Source organism: Streptomyces sp. NBC_00224, from assembly GCF_041435195.1.
In the GTDB taxonomy this organism is placed as follows: domain Bacteria; phylum Actinomycetota; class Actinomycetes; order Streptomycetales; family Streptomycetaceae; genus Streptomyces.
Genome location: NZ_CP108106.1, coordinates 5,912,466 through 5,934,160, shown reverse-complemented (window position 1 = coordinate 5,934,160; position 21,695 = coordinate 5,912,466). Strand labels below are relative to the sequence as shown.

19 protein-coding genes are annotated in these 21,695 nt (G+C 73.5%); 6 read left to right on the top strand and 13 right to left on the bottom strand.

Translation table 11 applies throughout. From position 1 onward, the window contains the following. Window positions 1–17: 17 nt before the first annotated feature. The 11 genes from OG965_RS26595 to OG965_RS26545 all read right to left on the bottom strand — a co-directional run bounded on the left by OG965_RS26595 (window position 18) and on the right by OG965_RS26545 (window position 14,410). On the bottom strand, window positions 18–767 hold the full coding sequence (locus OG965_RS26595; protein WP_371654573.1) for a spherulation-specific family 4 protein: 750 nt from the start codon (window positions 765–767) through the stop codon (window positions 18–20). Beyond that, complete coding sequence (locus OG965_RS26590; RefSeq protein WP_371654572.1) at window positions 755–1,726, bottom strand: NAD-dependent epimerase/dehydratase family protein; 972 nt, start codon at window positions 1,724–1,726, stop codon at window positions 755–757. Before OG965_RS26590 ends, OG965_RS26595 begins: the two co-directional genes overlap by 13 nt. 82 nt (window positions 1,727–1,808) lie before the next feature. Then, window positions 1,809–3,410: a hypothetical protein gene (locus OG965_RS26585; RefSeq protein ID WP_371654571.1), complete on the bottom strand. Its 1,602-nt coding sequence runs from the start codon at window positions 3,408–3,410 to the stop codon at window positions 1,809–1,811. Beyond that, the gene (locus tag OG965_RS26580; RefSeq protein WP_371654570.1) at window positions 3,407–6,178 is read right to left on the bottom strand and encodes a DUF3492 domain-containing protein; all 2,772 of its coding nucleotides are present in this window, start codon (window positions 6,176–6,178) and stop codon (window positions 3,407–3,409) included. Before OG965_RS26580 ends, OG965_RS26585 begins: the two co-directional genes overlap by 4 nt. 190 nt (window positions 6,179–6,368) lie before the next feature. Continuing rightward, window positions 6,369–8,006, bottom strand: a complete 1,638-nt coding sequence (locus OG965_RS26575) for a dipeptide ABC transporter ATP-binding protein (RefSeq protein ID WP_371654569.1) — start codon at window positions 8,004–8,006, stop codon at window positions 6,369–6,371. Then, a complete protein-coding gene (locus tag OG965_RS26570; RefSeq protein WP_371654568.1) occupies window positions 8,003–8,992 on the bottom strand; it encodes an ABC transporter permease in 990 nt (329 codons plus the stop codon). Before OG965_RS26570 ends, OG965_RS26575 begins: the two co-directional genes overlap by 4 nt. Then, complete coding sequence (locus OG965_RS26565; protein ID WP_371654567.1) at window positions 8,989–9,996, bottom strand: ABC transporter permease; 1,008 nt, start codon at window positions 9,994–9,996, stop codon at window positions 8,989–8,991. The genes OG965_RS26570 and OG965_RS26565 overlap by 4 nt, the downstream gene beginning before the upstream one ends. 2 nt (window positions 9,997–9,998) lie before the next feature. After that, window positions 9,999–11,720, bottom strand: coding sequence for an ABC transporter substrate-binding protein (locus OG965_RS26560; RefSeq protein WP_371654566.1), 1,722 nt, complete (start codon window positions 11,718–11,720; stop codon window positions 9,999–10,001). 173 nt (window positions 11,721–11,893) lie between these two features. After that, complete coding sequence (locus tag OG965_RS26555) at window positions 11,894–11,989, bottom strand: Ms4533A family Cys-rich leader peptide (RefSeq protein ID WP_324616262.1); 96 nt, start codon at window positions 11,987–11,989, stop codon at window positions 11,894–11,896. An 88-nt stretch (window positions 11,990–12,077) separates the two neighbouring features. Then, on the bottom strand, window positions 12,078–13,433 hold the full coding sequence (locus OG965_RS26550) for a DUF3152 domain-containing protein (protein ID WP_371654565.1): 1,356 nt from the start codon (window positions 13,431–13,433) through the stop codon (window positions 12,078–12,080). 8 nt (window positions 13,434–13,441) lie between these two features. Continuing rightward, complete coding sequence (locus tag OG965_RS26545) at window positions 13,442–14,410, bottom strand: alpha/beta fold hydrolase (RefSeq protein ID WP_371654564.1); 969 nt, start codon at window positions 14,408–14,410, stop codon at window positions 13,442–13,444. Window positions 14,411–14,528: 118 nt separating this feature from the next. On the opposite strand from OG965_RS26545, the gene OG965_RS26540 reads away from it, so the two are divergent. The 4 genes from OG965_RS26540 (at window position 14,529) to OG965_RS26525 (ending at window position 16,339) form a co-directional block, all read left to right on the top strand. Then, the gene (locus OG965_RS26540) at window positions 14,529–14,747 is read left to right on the top strand and encodes a hypothetical protein (RefSeq protein WP_371654563.1); all 219 of its coding nucleotides are present in this window, start codon (window positions 14,529–14,531) and stop codon (window positions 14,745–14,747) included. A 147-nt stretch (window positions 14,748–14,894) separates the two neighbouring features. Next, window positions 14,895–15,536, top strand: coding sequence for a TetR/AcrR family transcriptional regulator (locus OG965_RS26535; protein ID WP_371654562.1), 642 nt, complete (start codon window positions 14,895–14,897; stop codon window positions 15,534–15,536). Between the two features lie 133 nt (window positions 15,537–15,669). Then, entirely contained in the window at window positions 15,670–15,897 is a 228-nt protein-coding gene (locus tag OG965_RS26530) for a DUF3107 domain-containing protein (protein ID WP_101389947.1), read from the top strand. A 178-nt stretch (window positions 15,898–16,075) separates the two neighbouring features. Further along, complete coding sequence (locus tag OG965_RS26525; protein ID WP_371654561.1) at window positions 16,076–16,339, top strand: hypothetical protein; 264 nt, start codon at window positions 16,076–16,078, stop codon at window positions 16,337–16,339. Window positions 16,340–16,363: 24 nt separating this feature from the next. Here the strand turns inward: OG965_RS26525 and OG965_RS26520 are convergent, their stop codons facing one another. After that, on the bottom strand, window positions 16,364–17,161 hold the full coding sequence (locus OG965_RS26520; RefSeq protein WP_371654560.1) for a ferritin-like fold-containing protein: 798 nt from the start codon (window positions 17,159–17,161) through the stop codon (window positions 16,364–16,366). A gap of 471 nt (window positions 17,162–17,632) precedes the next feature. Between OG965_RS26520 and OG965_RS26515 the strand changes: the two genes are divergently transcribed. Together OG965_RS26515 and OG965_RS26510 are read left to right on the top strand one after the other, a co-directional pair. Beyond that, window positions 17,633–19,621, top strand: coding sequence for a DEAD/DEAH box helicase (locus OG965_RS26515; RefSeq protein WP_371654559.1), 1,989 nt, complete (start codon window positions 17,633–17,635; stop codon window positions 19,619–19,621). Window positions 19,622–19,734: 113 nt separating this feature from the next. Then, on the top strand, window positions 19,735–20,586 hold the full coding sequence (locus OG965_RS26510) for an alpha/beta fold hydrolase (RefSeq protein WP_371654558.1): 852 nt from the start codon (window positions 19,735–19,737) through the stop codon (window positions 20,584–20,586). 64 nt (window positions 20,587–20,650) lie between these two features. Here OG965_RS26510 and OG965_RS26505 read toward each other — a convergent pair whose 3' ends face one another. Beyond that, the gene (locus OG965_RS26505; RefSeq protein WP_371654557.1) at window positions 20,651–21,610 is read right to left on the bottom strand and encodes an NYN domain-containing protein; all 960 of its coding nucleotides are present in this window, start codon (window positions 21,608–21,610) and stop codon (window positions 20,651–20,653) included. Window positions 21,611–21,695 lie beyond the last annotated feature (85 nt).

Here is a 21,695-nt window from a genome sequence, read left to right as displayed (position 1 = left end):
CACTGCCACGCCGCTTCTCATTCCGAGATACCCGGTCCGATACGCGAGACGATTTCGTCCCAGTAGCCGGGCAGTGTCTCGAATGGGTTCATTTGTCCCCCGTCGTCGCCGCGATCGGTGAAGTAGATCGTGCCCGCGCCCTGCCAGCGGGCGATCCGCAGGGCCTCGTCGAGGTGGGCGCGGGGCACCCCGTGGACGAAGTGGCAGAAGCGCTCCTCCGGGTAGTCGGCGGTCCACTCGGCCACTTGCGACCACCGGTACTCGCTCCACGGGCCGGTGAAGGTGACCAGTTGGTCGGCGGCCTCCGCGTAGCCCGGGTACGGGTGGGCGCCCTGGCCGAGGACCAGGTGGGCGCCCTCGCGCAGGGCCCGCAGGGTCGACACCGTGCGCCGCACCTCCGGCAGCGCGTCCCGGTCCGTGGGACATCGGTCCAGGAGGAAGCCGTCGACGCGGTACCAGTCGAGGAACCGGTGCGCGTCGGAGATCTGCTCGCCGAAGGAGCGGGTCCCGTACGCGGTGTCGAGGTGGCCCAGGACGCGGATGCCCGCGTTGCGCAGCTTTCCGGCGGCCTCCAGGCAGTGCGGGTCGGGCCGGGTGCCCGGGCCGTCGGCGACGTTCAGGACCGCCCAGTGCAGCGGGGTGCCGGGGCGGGTCAGCTCGGCCCACTCGACCGGGGCGACCAGGGGGTGCGCGCAGCCGGGGACGCCGAACCCGAGCCGTCCCGAGGTCGCCGCGCGCGGGGCGCCGGTGGTGGTCAGATGCGGCACGCCGCCTCCATCCAGATGTCGGCCAGGGACTCCTCCAGGTTGATCCGGGGCCGCCAGCCGAGCCGGTCGCGCGCGGTGCGGACGTCGGCCTGCTGCCAGCTGCCACAGCCGTCGGGGTACGGGGCCTGGGGGGCTGACAGATGCTCCAGGACGGCGTCGGCGGACGGGCGGGGGGCGCCGATGACTCCCGGCCGCAGGCCCGGCCCGGCGTCCAGTTCGTGCAGCGCGCCGCCGTACCCGGCGACCCGGGCGAGGACGGCGGCCGCGTCACGCAGCTTCACCGAGCGGCCCGTCCCGATGTTGACGACGCCCTGGGCGGCCGAGAGGGAGGCGGCGTGCACGGCGCGGGCCACGTCGCGGACGTCCACGAAGTCGCGCTGCACCCCGAGCCCGGCGAGTTTGAGTTCGCCGTCGCCGGACTGCATGGCCCGGCGCATCGCCTCGGCGAGACGGCCGAGCGGGGATCCGGCGGGAGTGCCCGGCCCGACCGGCGAGAAGACCCGCAGCACGATGGCGTCCAGGCCCGAGCCGAGGACCAGTTCGGTCCCGGCGAGCTTGCTCACGCCGTACGGGCCGCCGGGGCGCGGCACGGCGTCCTCGGCGGTGGAGGACCCCGGCTGGGAGGGCCCGTATTCGGAGGCGCAGCCGAGCTGGACCAGGCGGGCCCCGCAGCCGCTGCGGCGCAGGGCCTCGCAGACGGTGGCGACGGCGACCGTGTTGTGCCGGGTCAGTTCGCGGGCGCCGCCGCGGGTGGCGCCGGCGCAGTTGATGACGACCCCGGGGTGGACGGCGTCCAGGAAGCGGGTCAGGGCTCCCGGGCTGCCGGAGGCGAGGTCGAACCGTACGTCGGCGTCGTCGCCGCGCCCGAGCGCGGTGAGCTGGACTGCCGGGTCGGCGAGCAGGCGGTCGGCGACGAAACGGCCCAGATATCCGTTGGCACCGAGCAGTAGCACCCTCATCGCACGGCCTTTCCGTGCGGTCGGCAGGAGGCCGGGGGCAGGGCGGTCATGTGTCTCGTTCTCCTTCGGGCATCAGTGCGCGTCAATGCGTGTAGTGCTGTTCGGGGGTCGATGGGCGTGCGGAGTGGGCCGAGGCGCGGGCAAGGACCGCGGTGGCCCGGGCGAGCAGGGCGAGGGCGACGGCGCCGCAGACGGCGGCCGGGACGGCGCCCGCGCCGCCCGCCTCGACGACGGTGGTCACCGGGCGGGCGAGGACGCCGCAGCCCGGCAGGCGGCCGGCGAGCACCAGGGCGAGGGCGGCCGCCTCGGCGCAGGCCGCCGCTCGCAGCCCGGCGGCGGCGGCCGGTGCGAAGCCGTGCAGGGCCAGCAGCCGCGCCAGGAAGAGCAGCGCGCCGGGTGCGGCGGCGGACGCGAACGAGCCGTGCCCGTACGCGAGTCGGCCGGTCAGCAGGACCGCGGCGAGGACGGCCAGGAACAGGGCGACCGCGCCGAGCAGGAGCGGGCGGGAGCGGCCGGCGAACTCCTCCAGGCCGCGGCTGGTGGCGAGGCCGCGCCGGGCACGTACGGCGAAGAGGCGGGCGCACCAGGTGGCGGGGGCGACGGCCAGGGTGAGGCCGACCGCGGCCGCCGGGTCGGCGCCCCAGCCGCCGGGGCCACCGGGGCCGCCGTCCGGGCCGCCCGCGACCAGCGCGTCCAGGAGGCCGTTGCCCGCCACGGCGTAGGCGGCGAGCCAGAGCGCCCACGGCACCCCGGCGCCGCGGCCGGTCCGCAGGGGGCCGCGCCGGACGGCGTACGCGAGGGCGGCGCCGACGGCGGCGGCCCCGGCGGCGATCACGGCGAGCCGCGCCCCGCCGACGGTGAGCCGGCTCGCCGTCACGGTGAGGGCGCACAGCGCGCCCGGCAGCAGCGCGCGCAGCACCCGGAACACCCGCCCGGCCGGCTCGGGTGCGGGCCCCAGGTCGTGGCGCGGCGGTTCGGTGCCACGCGGCACGCGCGCGTAGAGCTCCTCGGCGAGCGAGAACACGTCCCGGTGCCGGAAGCGGGCGGCGGTCCGGTCGGTCACCCCGTGCGCTTCGAGCCCGGCGGCGATCTCCAGCGGGTCGACGGCCCGCTCGCACAGTTCCCGGTGCCGGTGCATGAGCGCCTTGACCGGGTCCGCGGGGCCTCGACGGGGGCGGGGGCGGGGGGCGGACGCGGGAGGTTGGTCCGGGGCCGCGGACCTCCGGGGTGCGGCGGACTCCTCGGCCTCGGTGGGCTCTTGGGCCGCGGGGGGCTCTTGGGCCGCGAGGGGCTGCGAGTCGTCCTGGGTGGTCGGGCCACCTTGACGTGCCCGGCCCTCCCCGGACGCCGGGGTCTCCCAGGGCGAACCGGTCGCAGGGCGGGGGGAGTTAGCGGCGTCGGCCCCCGTACGTGCGGTGCCCGCCGCTCCCATTGCGCTCGCCGCGCCCGTCGTGGCCGCCGCGCCCGTTGCACTCGCCGCGCCCGCCGAACCGCCCCCCAGCGGGGTCGAGTTGACCCTCGGGGCCGGGAGGCGCTGGCCTCGTACGCCTGTGGGGCGCTTGGGGGTCGGGTCGGCCAGTAGGGCCTCCGAGCGGATGTCCCAGGCGCCCGCGCTCTCGGGGGCGCGCGGGACGTCGTTGTCGGCGGGGCCGTCCGTCGGCCGGGTCGTCGGGGGGCGGGTCATCGTGTCGCCTCCTCGGAGTGGGCGGAGCCGGAGCGGCCGATGTCGGGCGGGGTCGGGCCGGGGCCGCTCGGGTCCGAGGGGGTCGGGGACGAGTGTCCGGGCGCGGTACGGGAGGGGCCGGAGTGCCCAGTTGTGGAGTGGCCGGAACCGGCGGCGACACCGGGGTCGGCCCCTGTCGCGCCGACCGGGTCCGGATCCGTGGCCCGGCCGGTCGCGCGGGCCGTCCCCGTACTCCTCGCCCCGCCGCCGTGCGCACCCACGTCCGCCCAGCTCGGGGCGTACCCGGCGGCCTTGGACGGGGCGGCCAGGGCCGCCCAGCTGCCCGGGACGTGAGCCTCGGCCGGGTGGGCGAACGGCACCGGGGCGCCGCTCTCGTCCACGGTCTCCCGGCGCACCGGGCAGTGGGACATCAGCTCCAGGTAAATGCCGCGAAATGCCGCGAGGTTCTGCTCGACCGTGAAGAGTTCGAGCGCGCGGGCACGGGCGGCGGCGCCGAGCCGTTCGCGGCGTTCGGGGTCGCGCAGCAGCGCCACGCACGCGTCGGCCAGGGCGCGCGGGTTGCGCGGCGGCACCACGAGCCCCGTGCCGCCGATGACCTCGACCACCGCGCCCGCGTCCGTGGAGACCGTGGCCCGGCCGCAGAACATCGCCTCGACGAGGCTGACCGGGAAGCCCTCGACGACGCTGGAGAGCACGACGACGCTGCCGCTGGCGTACGCGTCGGCCAGCTCCGGCGCGCCGGGGCCGCCGATCTCCTCGAAGGAGACCGGGTTGTCCCCGACCGCGTGCGCGTCCACGGCCTCGTCGGGGAAGAGCTGGGCCGCGAGGCCGCGGCAGTGGGCGAGGTAGGCGGCGGACTCGGGCGACAGGGGGGAGGCGGGAGCGCCGAATCCGTGGGCCCCGCCCCCGTGGCCGGAGCCGCCCGCGTATCCCGGGCCGGCCCCGTGACCAGGCCCGGCCCCATACGCCGGGCCGGTCTCATACCCCTGGCCGACCCCGTATGCCGGGCCGTCGACCCCGTACGCGGATCCGGCGCCGTACGACGGTCCGACCCCGTAGGACGATCCCTCTCCGTACCCCGAACCGGCCCCGAGGCCCGACCCGGACCCGTAGTCCGAACCGCCCGACCCGCCGGAACGGCCCGCGCCGACCCCGTGGCCCGCGCCGTCATACCCGGCCGAGCCCCGCCCGGCCGCGCCGAACCCGTAGGCACCGCCGCCGAAAGCACCGCCGAAAACCGTCCCACCGAACCCGGCCGAGCCGCCCCCCGCCGAGCCGCACCCGCGAGCGCCACCGCCGTGCCCGGATCCGCCACCGTCACCCACGAAGTCCCGCCCGGCCCGCCGGGCCCGCCCGGCCCCGTACCCGCCGACCGCACCCCCGCCGCGCCCCCCGTCCGGCGCGTCGCCGTACAGGCCCGGTCCCGGCCCGTGGGACTGCGTGCCCGGTGCGGCCCCGGATGCCTGGCCCGCGTAGAAGATCCGCAGCCGGGCGTCCGGCTCCGCGCGGCGGACCTCCGCGAAGGCGTGGAGCAGGGCGATGAGGTCCTTGGTCGGGTCGATGCGGCCGACCCAGACCAGCGTGGTGGGGTCGCCCGCGCTCGTGTCCTCGCCGACCGTCTGGAAGCGGTCGGCGGCCATGCCCGGGTACACCGTGCGCAGCTTGGCGCGGTCGGCGCCGCACTTCTCCTGCCAGCGGCGGGTGTGGGTGTTGCCGGGGGTGATGAGCGCGGCCCGCTCGTACACCTCGGCGGCGAGCCGCCGGTGGAACGCGGCCATCAGCGCCCGCACCGGGACGCGTGCGCCGCCCGCCGCGAGGTACTGCGCGCGCAGCTGCACCCCGTACTCGGTGACGAGCAGCGGAACTCCGAAGAAGCGTTTGGCCAGCAGTCCCGGGAGGGCGGCGGAGCCGCCTCCGGCCGCATGGCAGAGGTCGACGTCGCCGAGGCCCGCCGCGTCGTACCAGTCGAGCGAGAGGGGGCGCAGGGCGCGCTCCAGCAGGTCGGCGAAGGCCAGGTAGTCGGGGACGCGCGCGGCCTGCACCGCGCGGCTCGCGCCGGGGGTGCGGCAGGCGGCCTCCAGTACGCGCACGGCCGTCTCGGAGCGCAGCGCGGCGGACACCCCGCCGCACTCGTGGGCGAGGTCGGCCAGCCCGTACAGCGCCTCCGCGAACCGCGACGACCCGCCGGTGGCAGCGGCACCGACAACCGGCGCCCCGCCCATGGTACCCGTGCCGACGACCACCTTCGCGCCCAGGGCGAGGGCGTCGAAGGAGACGGTCAGGTCGGTGATGGTCAGGCCGTCCGGGTCCGAGGCGCGGCCTGCGCTCCCGCCCGGCCGCTGCCCGGGCACCCCTCTCAACAGCCCTTCCCTGCCGGGCGCCCCGTTCCGCGCGCGCCCCACCGCGTCCGGTCCCGAAGACGCGCTCCCGCCGTCCGCGCCGCCCGGCCCCGCCATGCAGATCGCTCCGGCCAGTTCGCGGAAGCAGGTGGCGAAGCGGTGCCGCTCGCGGCGGCCGAGACGGCGGGGCGGCTGCGCGCTCGTGCGGGAGTGCGCCCACTCCTGCGGGGCCCACAGCGGGGCCGTGCGCACCCGGCGGACCTGCGGCGGCAGGGCCACCCAGCCGCGCTCTTCCTGGGCCGCTGTGCGGCTCAGGGCGTATATGTCGAACTCGTGCCGCGCGAGCCCGCGCACGAGCCGGTCGCACCACAGCCTGGACTCGCCGGTCGTGTACGGATACCCGCCGTCGGTGAGCAGTCCGATCCGCATGTACGCACCCCCGATCTCCCTGGTGGGCGGCCGCCGTTGCAACGGCGACTCGCAGCGGGATGAACGTAAGCGGATACGACGGTGGCGCGATGGACGGTTGTCCATCGCGCCACCGGAAGGGGTGAATGCACGTAACTTTCCCTCCCCGGTCGCGTTCCGTCGCGCTACGGGGCGGGAGAGTAACGGAGCGTCAGGCTGCGGCCACCTCATCACGGTCGGCCCCGTGCGCCTGCTCCCGGAGCTGCTCGCGCAGCTCCTTGCGGGCGGCGCGACGCACCGCGGCGAGCACCGGGTCCACGGTCGGCACGGCGGCGAGCAGCTGCCGGGTGTACGGGTCCTTGGGCGATCCGTACACCTCGTCCACCGCGCCCTCCTCCACGATCCGGCCCCGGCGCATCACCGCGACCCGGTCGCTGACCTGCCGTACGACGGCGAGGTCGTGCGCGATGAAGACGAGCCCGAGGCCGAGCTCGCGCTGCAGCTCCGCGAGGAGTGCGGTGACGTGGGCCTGGGTGGTCACGTCGAGCGCGGACACCGGCTCGTCGCAGACGATCAGCTGCGGCTCGGCGGCGAGCGCGCGGGCGATGCCGACGCGCTGGCGCTGGCCGCCGCTGAACTCGTGCGGGTAGCGGTCGTAGCGGTCCGGGTCGAGGCCGACCCGCTCCAGGAGTTCACCCACGCGCGCGCGGATGCGCTTCTCGTCCCGTACGCCGGAGGCCCGCAGCGGGTCCGCCACCGACTCGCCGATCGAGCGCCTCGGGTTGAGGGAGGCGACCGGGTCCTGGAAGACCATCTGGACGGCTGTGCCGTCGCGGCGGATCGTGCCGGACGTGGTGTCGAGCAGGCCCACCAGCATCCGGCCCAGCGTCGTCTTGCCGCTGCCGCTCTCGCCGACGACGCCGAGCGTCTCGCCGCGCCGCACGGTGAGCGAGACGCCGTCCACGGCGGTGAACGAGGACTTGCCGCGCCCGAAGACCTTGCGCAGGTCACGGGCTTCGAGCAGCGGCTCGCCGGTGGCCTGGGCGCCCGGCTTCGCCGTGTCCAGCCGAGGCACCGCCGACAGCAGCTCCTTGGTGTACGCGGCCTTCGGCGCCCCGAGCACGTCCCGTACGGGCCCGCGCTCCACCGCGCGCCCCTGGCGCATCACCAGGACGTCGTCGACGCTCTCCGCCGCGACGCCCACGTCGTGGGTGACGAGCAGCAGCCCCATCCCGGTCTCCTGGCGCAGCCCGTGCAGCAGGTCGAGGATCTGGGCCTGGACGGTGACGTCGAGGGCGGTGGTCGGCTCGTCCGCGATGAGGAGCTTCGGCTCGCAGGCCAGCGCCATCGCGATGAGCGCGCGCTGGCGCATGCCGCCGGAGAACTCGTGCGGGCGCGAGCGCGCCTTGCGGGCCGCGTCCGGGATGCCGACGCGGTCGAGCACCTCGACGGCACGCGCGCGTGCCGCCCGCTTGGAGCCGCCCCGGTGCACCCGGTAGACCTCGGCGATCTGGTCGCCGATGGCGTAGTACGGGTCGAGGGAGGAGAGCGGGTCCTGGAAGACCATCGCCGCCACTCCCCCGCGCAGCCGCCGCAGTTCGGCGTCGGACGCCTGCTGCACATCGGTGCCCGCGACCCGGACGGTCCCCTCGACCAGCGCGCCGGTGCCCCGGTGCAGGCCGAGCAGGGCGTACGCGGACGCGCTCTTGCCGGAGCCGGACTCGCCGACCACGCCGAGCGCGGCGCCGGGCGCCAGGGTGAAGGAGAGCCCGTCCACGGCCCGGGTCTCGCCGAAGGAGATGCCCAGGTCGGCGACCTCCACCAGAGCCTCAGTCGTAACCTCGGTCACTGCAGCACCACCCGTCGGTCCGCCACCGCGTACAGCGCGTCCGCGAGGGCATTGGCCAGTACGACGAAGAAACCGGTCGTCATGACGACGCCGACCACGACGGGCAGGTCGACCTGGCGGACCGAGTCCACCAGGAGCTTGCCGATGCCCTGGATACCGAAGAGCGACTCGGTGAGCACGGCGCCGCCGAACATGGAGCCCGCGTCCAGCGCGCTCAGCGCGATGACCGGGGCGACCGCGCCGCGCAGGGCGTGCTTGCCGACGATGGCCCGCTCGGTGAGTCCGTACGCCCGGAAGGTGCGCACATGGTCCTCGGCGAGGGTCTCCAGCATCGAGCTGCGCACCAGGCGCGCGTACTTGGCGCTCTCGATCAGCGCCAGCGAGATCCACGGCAGCAGCAGCCCCCAGAGCCACTGCTCGGGGTTGTCCGAGAACGGCGTGTACTGCGGGAACGGCAGCCAGCCGAGCGTCGAGCAGAAGACGATGATCAGCACCAGGCCGATCACGAAGACCGGGGTGGAGAAGCCGATCAGGGTGAGCCCGGTCAGCGTCCGCTCGATCGCGCCGCCGCGCTTCCACGCGGAGAGCAGCCCGGTGCCGACGCCGAGCAGGATCCACAGCACGAACGCGCCGATCACCAGCGAGCCGGTGACGGGCAGCTTGTTCAGGAGGATGTCGGTGACCGGCGAGTCCTGGCGGTAGGACAGGCCCAGGCAGGGCGCGTCGCAGTGGACGACGCCGATGCCGGAGGAGAAGTCGCGGCCGGCGAAGAGCCCCTGGAGGAAGTGCCAGTACTGGACGTGGATCGGGTCGCCGAGCTGGAGGCGGTCGTGCACCTGGGCCACCTGGGCCGGGGAGCAGCGCTCGCCGCAGACGATCTGGGCGACGTTGCCGGGAGCGGCGTAGAAGACGAGGTAGACGACGACGGAGAGGGCGAGCAGCACGAAGACCGCGCCGCCGAGCCGCCGCAGCAGAAAGCCCGTCACTTCGAGGCCTCCTTACGGGACTTGGCGTCCTTGCGGGACTTGACGCCGACCTTGAGCCGGGAGGCGGCGCGGGGGTCGAGCGCGGTGCGCACTCCCTCGCCGACGACGGTGAGGGAGAGGACCGTCACGAACAGGAAGCCCGCGGGCAGCAGCAGATAGGTGGGCGCCGACTGGTACCAGGTGTTGGCCTCGGTGAGCATCTGCCCCCACGACGGGGTGGGCGGCTTGATGCCGACGCCGAGGAACGAGAGCGCCGCCTCGATGGAGACGTTGGCGGGGACGAGGAGCACGCCGTACGTGATGACGGGCGCGGCCAGCGCGGGCAGCAGCTCGCGCCGGGCGACCGCGAGCCTGCCCCAGCCGCTGAGCCGGGCCGCCGACACGTAGTCGAGGGACTTGAGGCTGAGCGCGGAGGACCGCACGATCTTGGACGTGCCGGACCAGCCGACCACCGCGATGACGAAGGTGATCAGCACCGGGCGCGGCACGGAGTCGGGCACGATCGCGATCAGGCCGAGGCTGATGACGAGCAGCGGCAGCGCCACCACCACATCGGTGAACCGGCTGATGACCTGGTCGGCCCAGCGCCCGCCGAGCGCGGCGGACAGCCCGAGGGCGACCCCGATGAACACCTGCACCAGGGTGGCGATGAAGGCGACGCCGAGCGACACCCGGGCCCCGTAGACGAGCCGTGCGAACAGGTCGCGGCCGGTCTGGGGCTCCACGCCGAGCCAGTGGTCGCCGCTGATCCCGCCGAAGGAGCCCTTGGGCACCCCGCCGGCCGCCGAGTCCACCAGGCCCGGGTGGAAGGTGTTGGGGTCCTGCCCCTCCAGGGCGGTGAGCAGCGGCGCGGTGAGCGCGACGAGCACGAGCAGCGCGAAGACGACGGCGGCGACGGTCACCGCGCGCTGGGCGCGCAGCCGTTGCCAGAACTGACGGGCCCCCGAAGCGGGAGCGGCCACCCGGGCCGCTCCCGTCTCCGAGGCCAACAAGGCCTCACTCATGGCTACTTGACCGCGACCTGGGAGATGTCGAGCACACCGGTCCAGTCGCTGATGACGACGTTCTTGATGTCCTTGCCGACCAGTCGCTTGTAGACCGGGTGGAAGAGCGGGACCACGACGGCCTGCTCACCGATCTTCTTGTCGAGGGCGCCCCAGCGCGGCGCGGCCGCCGCCAGGTCGGTCAGCTTGTTGATCTCGTCGACCTCCTTGTTGACCGACGGGTCGTCCAGGAAGCCGGTGTTGAAGTTGGCGCCGTCCTTGACGATCTGGCGGCCGTCGAAGATCGGCGCGAGGAACGGGCCGCCGGACGGCCAGTCGGCACCCCAGCCGCGCAGGAAGAAGCCGGGCTCCTTGCTGACGCTCTGGATGGTGTCGTTGTAGTCGTTGGCCTCCAGGCCCTGGAGCTTGACCGTGAACCCGGCCTTCTTCAGGGCGTCCTGGAGCGCGGTGGCGACCTCGGGGCCCTTGGGGCCGCCCTTGGCGTTGGAGTGGGTGAGCGTGACGGTGAGGCCGTCCGCGTGGCCCGCCTCCTTCAGGAGCTCCTTGGCCTTGGCGGCGTTGCCCGAGTCACCGGCCGGGAAGTGGTCGAACTGGGTGTAGCCGAACGCCTTCTGGTTGGGCAGGAAGGTGGTGGCGGGCTCGGCGAGCGAGGAGCCGCCGACCGCGTTGACGGCCGAGCTGCGGTCGACCGCGTACGCGATGGCCTGGCGCACCTTCGGGTCGTCGAACGGCTTCACCTTGGGGTTGAAGCCGATGTAGTTGGTGTAGCCGAAGTGGCCGGTGCCCACGCGCGCGGCGAGCGCCTTGTCACCGCCGACCTTGGAGAGCTCGGCCGGGCCGAGGTTGGTGTCGGTGGTGACGGCGGCCGAGTCCGGCCCCTGGGAGGCGGAGAGCCGCTGGTTGATGACGGAGGCGTCGAGGCCGGAGCGCACGTCGATGCTGTCCGGGTACGCCTTGCGCTCGGCGTCGGTGGCCTCGGACCAGTTGGGGTTGCGCTCCAGGACGAGGTGCTCGCCGTCGTTCTCGTTCTTGACGACCTTGTACGGGCCGGACGAGACCGGGTGCTCCTCGTACTTGGTGCCCTTGTCCTTGGCCTTGGGGACCGGCGCGAACTGGGTCTGGGTCGCCAGGTACGGGAACTCGCCCTCGGGCTTGTTCAGGTGGAAGACGATGGTCTTGGCGTCGGGCGTCTCGATCGAGGCGAGGCCCTTGCCGCCGTCCTTGTAGGGACCCTGGTAGTCGGCGCCGCCGACCAGCCAGTCGCGCAGGTAGGGCGCGCCGCCGGAGAGCTCGGCCGCGAAGGACCGCTCGATGCCGTACTTGATGTCGGCCGTCGTGATCGGCGTGCCGTCCTCGTACTTGAGGCCGTCCTTGAGGGTGTACGTCCACACCGTGGCGTCGGCGTTGGGCTTGCCCGTGTCGGTGGCGAGGTCGGGGACGACCTTGGTGCCCTCGGCGCCGGCCTCGCGGTTGCGCGTGGTGAGCGTACGGAAGACCAGGGACGGAACGTTTCCGCCGCCGGAGGTGTAGAGCCGCGCCGGGTCGAAGTCGGTCTGCGGCTCGTTGTTGAGGACGGAGAGCGTGCCGCCCTTCTGGGGCTTGGCGTCCGAGCTGCCGCCGGCGTTCTTGGCGCCACTGTCATCGGGGCCGCAGGCGACGGCGCCCACGGCGAGAACCACGGCTATCGCTGCCGCTCTTGCGACGTTTCCGGACATCTGACGCATCGGAATGAAGACCTCTCGGTGACTGCACGTACAGGGCAAAGGGGACACGGGCGCCCGTCTCGGCCCATGACGACGTCATGGTCTTCGAACAAGAGGGAGTGCTGCGCCCGCGCGGATGAGCAAAGACGGAAGTACCCGGGCGCAAGTGAAAGAAAACTGCGCGCGAGCGGGCGTCAGCAACAGTGAATGTCGGCTACGCAGAGCCCGGTCACGCCGATCAGCGCCAGCTCGATGGCGGCGCGTGCGGGGGTGAAGGGGCGGTGCGGCATGCCGAGAACTATGCAAAGCCCCGCTGTCCACTGTCAACCGAGATTGAGACAGTTGTCCCACACTGTGGACAGCAGGGCCGGACTGGTCTCAACCAGTCGGGTAGACCCAGGCGTTGGGACGGCACTTGATCCCGTCTATGTCCAAGGACTTGGTCTGCTGCTGCATCACCGGAGCGAGCGCCCCGGGAGTGCGACAGCTCACATGACCGTGGCCGAGCCGGTGTCCCACTTCGTGGTTGATGAGCATCTGCCGGTACGCGTACATCGCCTGGGCGCCGAAGGTCTCGGAGCCCTGCGCCCAGCGGAACGCGTTGATCATCACGCGCTCGGTCGCGGCCGAGTCGCACGAGACGTTCTCCTCGGCGGTGTCCAGCTCCGACTTGGCGCACCAGGCCGCCGTGGTGCCGGGACTCGCCAGGGTGATGACGAAGTCGGGCTTCCCGGAGGAGACCCGCTCGAAGGTCTTCGCCCCGTCGTGCGCCCAGCTGCGGTCGTCGTTGAGGGTCTTCTGCACGGCCTCGGCGAAGAGGGCGCCGTCCAGGTCGAGCCCCTTCTCGATGTCCACCCGGTAGCGGTACTTGCGCCCCTTGCCCGGCGCCGCCGCGGACCCGGGCACCACCTCGAACGCGCCGGAACCTTTCAGCTTCGGGTCGATCGGGTACCGCAGGGCCATCTTCTGCTCGTACGAGACGGGCTTGGCCGGGGCCGCCTGCTCGGGCGTCGCCCGGTCCTTGGAGCGGGAGGCGGGCCCGTCGCCGGCGCGGCCGTTGTCGTCGGCCGACCGGGCGCCGGTCTCGTGGCCGCCGTCGGAGGTGACCTGACCGGCCACCACGACCGCGAGCACGGTGGTGACGGCGGCCGCCGCGATCCCGGTGAGGGTGCGGCCCTTGGCGGACTTCCCCTTCTTGGCGGTCTTCTGCTCGGGTTCCGGTTCGGCCCGCTCGGGCACGGGCACGGGCACCGGCCGCGACACGGCGGGCGCGGGAACGATCCTGCGCTGCGCACCCGTGTCGGCCACGACCATCCGGCGGTGGGAGCCCGTGTCCGTCCACTCGGCGCCGTCGAAGGCGTCCATGTACTCGCGTCGGGGTCCCGGTATTCGGACACCCGGCCCGGAACCGGCCTGGGCCGGAGCGCCGTGCCAGTCGCCGGGGCGCGGCGCGGCGGGCTCGCCCCAGCCGCCCCCGCCCTCGTGGTGCTCGGGGTGGCCGCCGCGCACCTGGGGCACGCCGTGCGCCGGGGTGCCGACGCCCTGGTGCTGGGAGACGGGGTCGCCCTGAACCGGGCGGATCCGCGGCATCGGGCCGGTCGGCGGGCCGTCGGCGCGGCGTCGTCCGCCCGCCGTCCGCACCTCCTCCACGACCGGCACGGGCCCGGTGGTGTCGGCGGTACGGGTGGGCTCGGGAGTGCCCGTGGCGCCCTTGGGTCGGCTGTGTCGTCCCACGCCCCGGATCAGCTCCTGTTTCCGCAGTCGTCGACCAGGTCCCGGAAGGCCTGCGCGACCACCTCCGGGTACTCCATCATCGCCACGTGCCCGGCATCGGGCAGGGTCAGCAGTCTCGACCCGCGGAACGCCGCGGCAGCTCTGCGGGCCATCCGGAAGCCGACCAGCTGGTCCCGGCCGCCGTAGACCAGCAGCGTCGGGGCGAGCACCCGCTCGGCCTGCCGCCAGAGCCCGTGCTGCCCGCTCAGGGTGTACGCGTCGACGACGCCCCGCGCCGAGCGGACCATCGCGTCCCAGAAGTACGGCAGCTCAAGGCGGCGCTCCATCTCCTCGACCGCCGCCCGGAACGCTTCGGGGCTCACCCGGCCCGGGTCGCCGTAGCAGAGGGCCATCACCCCACGCGTACGGTCCTCGGCCGTCCAGTCCCTGGTCATCCGCGTGAACAGCGAGGCAACGCCCGGTACCGCGAGCAGGGCCGTCGGCCAGGCGGTGCGCTGGGCGCGGAGCTCGGGGAGCGCGGGCGAGATCAGGGTGAGGGTGCGGACGAGGTCCGGGCGGACCGCGGCGACCCGGGTGGTGACGGCGCCGCCCAGCGAGTTCCCGAAGAGGTGGACGGGGCCGCGCCCGGCCGAGTCGAGCAGCCGGATCACCGCGCGCGCGTGGCCGGTGACCGAGTAGTCGCCGTCGTCCGGCGGCGCGGAGTCCCCGAAGCCGGGCAGGTCCACGGCCTCGCAGTCCACCGTGTCGGCCAGCAGCGGCATCAGGGCGGACCAGTTCTGCGAGGAGCCGCCGAGCCCGTGCACGAACAGGGCGGGGTCGAGACCGGATCTCGCACTCGGACGGGCGCGGATGTTCAGCGTCAGCCCGGGCAGACTCACCGAGCGCAGCTCCTCACCGGGCGCCACCCGGACCGCGCCCACCCGGGGAACCGGAGCGACAGCGGCGGCGAGGGTTTCCGGCAGCTCGGTCGAAGACATGCGGGCAATGTTACGAGACGATCACACCGTGGTTCATGTGTTCGCCGTCACAGACCGCATAGCGGTGCGCAGAGCTAGCCCATAGGCTCGTAATCAAGCCCTCCAAAAGGGAGCAATCATGCCCGTCGACCCCAGTGATCCCGAAGTGTTCGAGGAAGAAGACGACGCCGTGGAGCTCGCCGAGGAGACACCCGAAGCGGACGCGGCCGAGCAGCGCACCGATGTACGGCAGGAGCACGACGACACGTTCGCCGATGCCGACACGGACGCGGCAAACGTGGCCGACGTGGCCGAGCAGGCCCGCGTGGTCACCATCGACGAGGACGACTACCGCTGATTTGTTCGGATAACCAGGCGTATCTCCGGCTACCCAGTGCGTCCGGTCCGTGAAATTCTGCGTGCGCACCGCGCACAGCCGGGTTACCCAAAAGTACGATGGCGGCGCGCGTACATCGCGCACGAGCATCAATTTTTGGGAGGCGGCGTGACAGCCATCGAGCAGACCGAGGCAGCGCGCCCGCGAGGCACGCGCCTGCCCCGCCGGGCCCGCCGCAATCAGCTTCTGGGCGCGGCCCAGGAAGTCTTCGTCGCACAGGGGTACCACTCGGCCGCGATGGACGACATCGCGGAGCGGGCCGGCGTCTCCAAGCCGGTCCTCTACCAGCACTTCCCCGGAAAGCTGGACCTGTACCTCGCGCTGCTCGACCAGCACTGCGAGGCACTGCTCCTGGCGGTGCGCACGGCGCTCGCCTCCACCAGCGACAACAAGCTGCGCGTCGCCGCGACGATGGACGCCTACTTCGCGTACGTGGAGGACGAGGGCGGCGCGTTCCGCCTCGTCTTCGAGTCCGACCTGACCAACGAGCCCGCCGTGCGCGAGCGCGTCGAGCGGGTCAGCCTCCAGTGCGCCGAGGCCATCTCGGCCGTGATCGCCGGGGACACCGGCCTCTCCAAGGACGAGTCGATGCTGCTGGCCGTCGGCCTCGGCGGGGTCTCCCAGGTGGTCGCCCGCTACTGGCTCTCCAGCGAGTCGACGATCCCCCGCGAGAAGGCGGTGCAGCTGCTCACCTCGCTGGCCTGGCGCGGCATCGCGGGCTTCCCGCTGCACGGCTCCGAGGGCCACTGAACAGCGCTTGCGGGGTGCGGGTGTTCGCTCGTAGCGTGCGGCGCCGCGCCCGTCCGGGTCCCCTCTCCGGGCTAATGTGTGCGGGGTACGGCGCGGCTGACCGCGCACCGCAGACCGTCGGAGGGACATAGCCGTGGAGGTCAAGATCGGCGTGCAGCACGCGCCCCGGGAGATCGTTCTGGAGAGCGGGCAGTCCGCCGAGGAGGTCGAGAGCGCGGTAGCCGACGCCCTCGCCGGCAAGGCGCAGCTGCTCAGCCTCCAGGACGACAAGGGCCGCAAGGTCCTGGTGCCGGCCGACAAGATCGCGTACGTGGAGATCGGCGAGCCGACGGTTCGCCGGGTGGGCTTCGGCCAGCTGTAGCCCGTAGAGCACGTGGCAGGGGAGCGGCCCGGCGGTCATCGACCGCCGGGCCGCTCCGCTGTGTCCGGGCTGTGCCTTCGCTGTGCTCCACACGGTGAGGGGAGGGTTGCGCTCCGCGAGCGTCGGGTAGGACGGCTGTGACCTTGAATCGCCCGGTCACACCGCGGGAGGGACGCACATGCTCCTGGAAGCGCTCGGCTCCGTAACTCTCGGAATCGCCCTCGCCTGGACTGCCGCGTCCCGTCTGCCACACCGCCTGCCCGAGCGCCGGACCGTTTTCGCGGTGGGCACGCTCGGCGCCCTGTTCGGTGCCTTCCTGACCCACTCGGCGGTCGGCCCGGGCCACGCGGTGACGACGGTCGTGGGCGCCACATTCATCGCGGTGGTCGCACTGTCCCTGCTGTTGCGCCCGGCGGGCCGCCTGCGCCGCTCAGCGGCGTAGGCGGCACCCCGCCGGACAGAAGCCCTAGGCCGCCAGGCCCAGCGCGGCCATGCGCTTGGTGTGGGCCTTGGTGATCCGGGTGAACATCTCGCCGACCGCGGCCAGGTCGAAGCCGTCCGCCATGCCGCCGACCAGCATCGTCGACAACGCGTCACGCTCCGCGACCACGCGCTGGGCCTGCGAGAGCGCCTCGCCCATCAGCCGGCGCGCCCACAGCGCGAGGCGGCCGCCCACCCGCGGGTCGGCCTCGATCGCGGCGCGCACCTTCTCCACCGCGAAGTTGCCGTGCCCGGTGTCGTCGAGGACCGCGAGCACCAGGCCGCGCGTGTCCGAGTCGAGCCGGGCCGCCACCTCGCGGTAGAAGTCACTGGCGATCGAGTCGCCCACGTACGCCTTGACCAGGCCCTCCAGCCAGTCCGACGGCGCGGTCTGGTGGTGGAAGTCGTCCAGCGCCTTGGCGAACGGCTCCATCGCGGCCGTCGGCTCCGCGTCGATCTCCGCGAGGCGGTCGCGCAGCCGCTCGAAATGGTGGAACTCGGCCGAGGCCATCTTCGCCAGCTCCGCCTTGTCGGCGAGCGAGGGCGCCAGCTTGGCGTCGTCGGCGAGGCGCTCGAAGGCCGCCAGCTCGCCGTACGCGAGCGCGCCGAGCAGATCCACCACGGCGGCCCGGTACTGCGGCTCGGCGGAGGCCGTCGCCCAGTCCTGGGCGGCGATCCCGGTGGGTTCCACTGTGTTTTCGGCGTTCTCGGCGTTTTCGGCGGTGGGCGCGTCGGCTTCGGTTCCGGCCGCGTTGGCGTTGTCAGGCGTCTCCATGGAGCGCACAATAGCCCGCTCACGGCAAGGGGGAAGGGCCTGGTCAGCCAGAGCGTCCGACCGGTTCCCGGGAATTCGCCCAACACACATGCGCGAATCCGGGGTACAGTGGTAATGAGCCTGCCGAGGATCATGTATTCGGCGGGCGGCTTGATGAATGAGGATGCCCGGTCGGTCGCCCGGTCGGCTCCGACCCGACAGCCCTCCAGTGCGGCACGTGACAGTGCGTAACCGCAGATGAGGGACCCTCAGCGGCACGAGCGCTTGAGCGACGGCAGTGGTCCCGCGCCACCCGACCCGGTCGATATCCCGACTCCGGCCGGATGTACCCGGCACGGTACGACCCGCCGCGTTCGCCTGCGTACCGCGTCTCACAGAAGAGGCAGCACCCTGACTACGTTCCGAGAGCTCGGGATCCTTCCCGAGACCGCCGAGGCCCTCGAAGCCGTCGGCATCGTGTCCCCCTTCCCCATCCAGGAGATGACGCTCCCCGTCGCGCTCTCCGGATCCGACGTGATCGGCCAGGCCAAGACCGGCACCGGCAAGACGCTCGGCTTCGGTCTGCCGATCCTGGAGCGCGTCACCGTCCCCGCGGACGTCGAGGCGGGCCGGGCCAAGCCCGAGCAGCTCACCGACGCCCCGCAGGCGCTCGTCGTCGTCCCCACCCGCGAGCTGTGCACCCAGGTCACCAACGACCTGCTCACCGCCGGCAAGGTCCGTAACGTCCGCGTGCTCGCCATCTACGGCGGCCGGGCGTACGAGCCGCAGGTCGAGGCGCTCAAGAAGGGCGTCGACGTCATCGTCGGCACCCCGGGCCGACTGCTCGACCTGGCGGGCCAGCGCAAGCTGGACCTCTCCCACGTGCGCGTGCTGGTGCTCGACGAGGCCGACGAGATGCTCGACCTGGGCTTCCTGCCCGACGTCGAGAAGATCATCAACATGCTTCCGGCGAAGCGCCAGACCATGCTGTTCTCGGCGACCATGCCGGGCGCCGTCATCGGTCTCGCCCGTCGCTATATGTCGCAGCCCACGCACATCAGCGCCACCTCGCCGGACGACGAGGGCACGACCGTCGCCAACACGGCGCAGTTCGTCTACCGCGCCCACTCCATGGACAAGCCGGAGATGGTCGCGCGCATCCTGCAGGCCGAGGGCCGCGGACTCGCGATGATCTTCTGCCGTACGAAGCGGACGGCCGCCGACATCGCCGAGCAGCTCGCCAAGCGCGGCTTCGCCTCCGGCGCGGTCCACGGCGACCTCGGCCAGGGCGCCCGTGAGCAGGCGCTGCGCGCCTTCCGCAACGGCAAGGTCGACGTGCTGGTCTGCACCGACGTCGCCGCCCGCGGCATCGACGTCGAGGGCGTGACGCACGTCATCAACTACCAGTCGCCGGAGGAAGAGAAGACCTACCTCCACCGCATCGGCCGCACCGGCCGCGCGGGCAAGAAGGGCATCGCGATCACGCTGGTCGACTGGGACGACATCCCGCGCTGGCAGCTGATCAACAAGGCGCTGGACCTGAAGTTCCCCGACCCGGTCGAGACGTACTCCACGTCCCCGCACCTGTTCGAGGAGCTGAACATCCCGGCGGGCACCAAGGGTGTCCTGCCGCGTGGCGAGCGCACCCGCGCCGGTCTCGCGGCCGAGCAGCTCGAAGACCTGGGCGAGACGGGCGGCCGCGGCCGCAAGTCCGCGGCCCCGGTCGTGACCGAGGAGCGCCCCGAGCGCACCCGCACCCCCCGCCAGCGCCGCCGCACCCGTAACGGCTCGACGGTCGAGGCGGACGCTCCGGCGCCGGTGGCCACGGAGCCGGCCGAGCCGGCCGCCGCGGACACCGAGCCGCGCACCCCGCGCCGTCGCCGCCGCACCCGGGTGGCCCCGGTGGAGGCGGCCCCGGCCACCGAGACCGTCGCCGCCGCGGTGGCCGTGGCCGAGCCGGTCGCCGTGCCGGTCGCCGAGGCCGTGGTGGAGACCGTGGTGGAGGCCGAGCCCAAGCCGCGCCGCACCCGGGCCCGCAAGGCCGTCGCGGCCGTCGTCGAGGCGCCCGTCGTCCCGGCCCCGGCCGAGCCGGTCGCGGTGGCCGAGCCCGTCGCCGAGCCGGTGGCGGCCCCGCGTCGCCGCACCCGCAAGGTCGCGGCGCCGGTCGTCGAGGCCGTCGTCGAGGCGCCCGCGAAGCCGCGTCGGCGCACCCGCAAGGTGGCCGAGTCGGCCGAGGTCGGCTTTATGACCCCGGAGTCGGCCGCGCTGGAGATCGCCGCGGCGAAGGCGGCGGAGGCCGCCACGAAGCCGGCTCGTACGCGCAAGAAGGCAGTCGCCGTCGAGGCCGACGCGTCGGTCCCCGCCGAGCCCAAGCCGCGTCGTACGCGCGCCAAGAAGACGGCGGAGGCCGCCCCCGAGGCGACCGAGGCCGAGGCCGAGCCTAAGCCCCGCCGCACGCGCGCCCGCAAGGTCGCGGCGCCCGAGGCGTAAGCACACCGCACTTCGGCCCGGCATCCCTACGGGGGTGCCGGGCCGAAGTGCGTCCGGGCCGCCCCGTGCGGCCCGGCGCTCCGGACCCCGCACACCCCCGTTACGCTCGGCATATGAGCAAGCCCCGCTCCCTGGTCCTGCCTTCGGGCACGCGCGCGTACCCGCTGCGAACGCCCCGCGGCAGCTTCGCCGTGCTCGACGCCGAACCCGTCGGGCCCGCGCTCGGCACCGCGCTGCTGCTGCCCGGCTTCACCGGGAGCAAGGAGGACTTCCTCGCGCTCCTGGAGCCGCTCGGCCGGGCCGGGTACCGGGCGGTGGCGGTCGACGGGCGGGGCCAGCACGAGAGCCCCGGGCCGCGCGGCGCGGCCGGGTACACGCCCCGCACCCTCGCCGAGGACGTGATCGCGCAGGCGGCGGCGCTCGGCGACGGGCCCGTGCACCTCGTCGGCCACTCCTTCGGCGGTCTGGTGGCCCGCTCGGCCGCCCGCGTCGCCCCGCGGTCCTTCCGGTCGCTGACGCTGCTGTCGTCGGGGCCGGGCCATGTCGGTCCGGAGCAGCGGGCCAAGATCCGGCTGCTGCGGGCCGCCCTGCCCGTGCTGCCCCCGGCGGCGGTGTGGGCGGCGACGCGGTGGCTGGACAGCCGCGATCCCGCGTACGAGCCGGACACCCCGGACATCGCCGCGTTCCTGCGGCAGCGGTGGTTCAACACCCGGCCGGGCCAACTCATCGCCGCCGGGCGGCAGTTGAGGACGGAACCGGACCGGACCGAGAACATCGCCGCGCTCCCCCTGCCGCTGCACATCGCGTACGGGGACGGGGAGTCGGTGTGGACGGTCGAGGAACTGGCGGCACTGGCCCGCGACACCGACGCCCGCCACACGGTGATCGCGGGCGCGGACCACTCCCCCAATGTCACGCACCCCGAGGAGCTGGCGACGGCCCTGACGGAGTTCTGGCGGCGTTGATTGTTCGGCTGCGGCCCGGTGGGGGCTGCCCGCAGACGGATGGACCGCCCTCCTCGCGGAGCGCCTAGTACTGCGACTGCAAGTGCTGCCAGAACCCGTCCCGCAGCGCCCGCCGCAGATCCGCGTGCCCGCGCAGCGACCGCTGGAGCAGCCGTTCCGCCTCGACCAGGAGGTCCTGGTCGACCGGGCCGGGCAGATACGGGTGGCCCGGCAGCAGCTGCGCCAGGGCCGCCCTGCCTCGCTCGGAGAGCCAGGTCGCGGCGATCTGCGCGCCCACGAACCGCACGTCGTCCCGCGTCGGCGTCGGCCCGCTGTCCTCGTACATCGTCACCGGCCGCCGTGTGACGTACGGCTTGCAGAAGTCCAGGTCGAAGGTGCGCTGGCTGTCGACCTCCCACAGCAGCGGCTCCGCCTGGTTGCGCCCCTCCGCCGCCTCGATGCCCCAGAGGTGGACCCGGGCGCCGTACCCCTGCGCCGCCTCGACCGCCGAGACCAGGTCCTCGTCGCCGCCGATGAGCGCCGCGTCGCTGATGGCGCGGTGCCGGGCGAGGGACTCCAGGTCGGAGCGGATCAGTGAGTCGACGCCCTTCTGCTGGTTGTTGGCGTTGAGGTTGCCGAGGCGGACCTTCACGTCCGGCAGCTCGGCGATCGACTGCTGCTCGGAGGTGTGGATGCGCCGGCGTGCGCCGTCGTACCAGTACACGCGGAGCAGCCGGCTGTCCGCGAAGATCGTGCGCGCCTTGTCGATGAAGGCCTCGATCAGCCCCTCGGCGTCGAGGTCGAAGGACCGGCGGTCCTCCGTCCCGGCGACCAGGAGGCCCGCCGCCGCGTACACATAGCCCGCGTCCACGAAGATCGCGTGCGTGGAGGGCGTCTTGGCCACCTCGGCCAGCATCCGCCGCAGCAGCTGGTTGGTGTGCTCCAGTTGCGCCCCGATGTCGGACGCGACGGACCTGCCCGGGTCGCGGGGGTTGCCCGCGCTCGGGCCGTCGGGGATGCCTGGGATGTCGCCTGCTTCGCTCATTGCCCCCCATTCTCCGTGGCGTGAGCGATCCCACACAACCGGTGCCTTACCTGCCAGTATTTAGCTCGTGAAAAAATTTCCTTAG

Bases quoted from the DNA above. Each gene is read 5' to 3' on its own strand.
- OG965_RS26560 (WP_371654566.1), bottom strand. From the start codon at position 11,720: ATGCGTCAGATGTCCGGAAACGTCGCAAGAGCGGCAGCGATAGCCGTG.
- OG965_RS26585 (WP_371654571.1), bottom strand. From the start codon at position 3,410: ATGACCCGCCCCCCGACGACCCGGCCGACGGACGGCCCCGCCGACAAC.
- OG965_RS26510 (WP_371654558.1), top strand. From the start codon at position 19,735: ATGAGCAAGCCCCGCTCCCTGGTCCTGCCTTCGGGCACGCGCGCGTAC.
- OG965_RS26580 (WP_371654570.1), bottom strand. From the start codon at position 6,178: ATGCGGATCGGACTGCTCACCGACGGCGGGTATCCGTACACGACCGGC.
- OG965_RS26555 (WP_324616262.1), bottom strand. From the start codon at position 11,989: ATGCCGCACCGCCCCTTCACCCCCGCACGCGCCGCCATCGAGCTGGCG.
- OG965_RS26525 (WP_371654561.1), top strand. From the start codon at position 16,076: ATGCTCCTGGAAGCGCTCGGCTCCGTAACTCTCGGAATCGCCCTCGCC.
- OG965_RS26540 (WP_371654563.1), top strand. From the start codon at position 14,529: ATGCCCGTCGACCCCAGTGATCCCGAAGTGTTCGAGGAAGAAGACGAC.
- OG965_RS26565 (WP_371654567.1), bottom strand. From the start codon at position 9,996: ATGAGTGAGGCCTTGTTGGCCTCGGAGACGGGAGCGGCCCGGGTGGCC.
- OG965_RS26590 (WP_371654572.1), bottom strand. From the start codon at position 1,726: ATGAGGGTGCTACTGCTCGGTGCCAACGGATATCTGGGCCGTTTCGTC.
- OG965_RS26545 (WP_371654564.1), bottom strand. From the start codon at position 14,410: ATGTCTTCGACCGAGCTGCCGGAAACCCTCGCCGCCGCTGTCGCTCCG.
- OG965_RS26505 (WP_371654557.1), bottom strand. From the start codon at position 21,610: ATGAGCGAAGCAGGCGACATCCCAGGCATCCCCGACGGCCCGAGCGCG.
- OG965_RS26515 (WP_371654559.1), top strand. From the start codon at position 17,633: ATGACGCTCCCCGTCGCGCTCTCCGGATCCGACGTGATCGGCCAGGCC.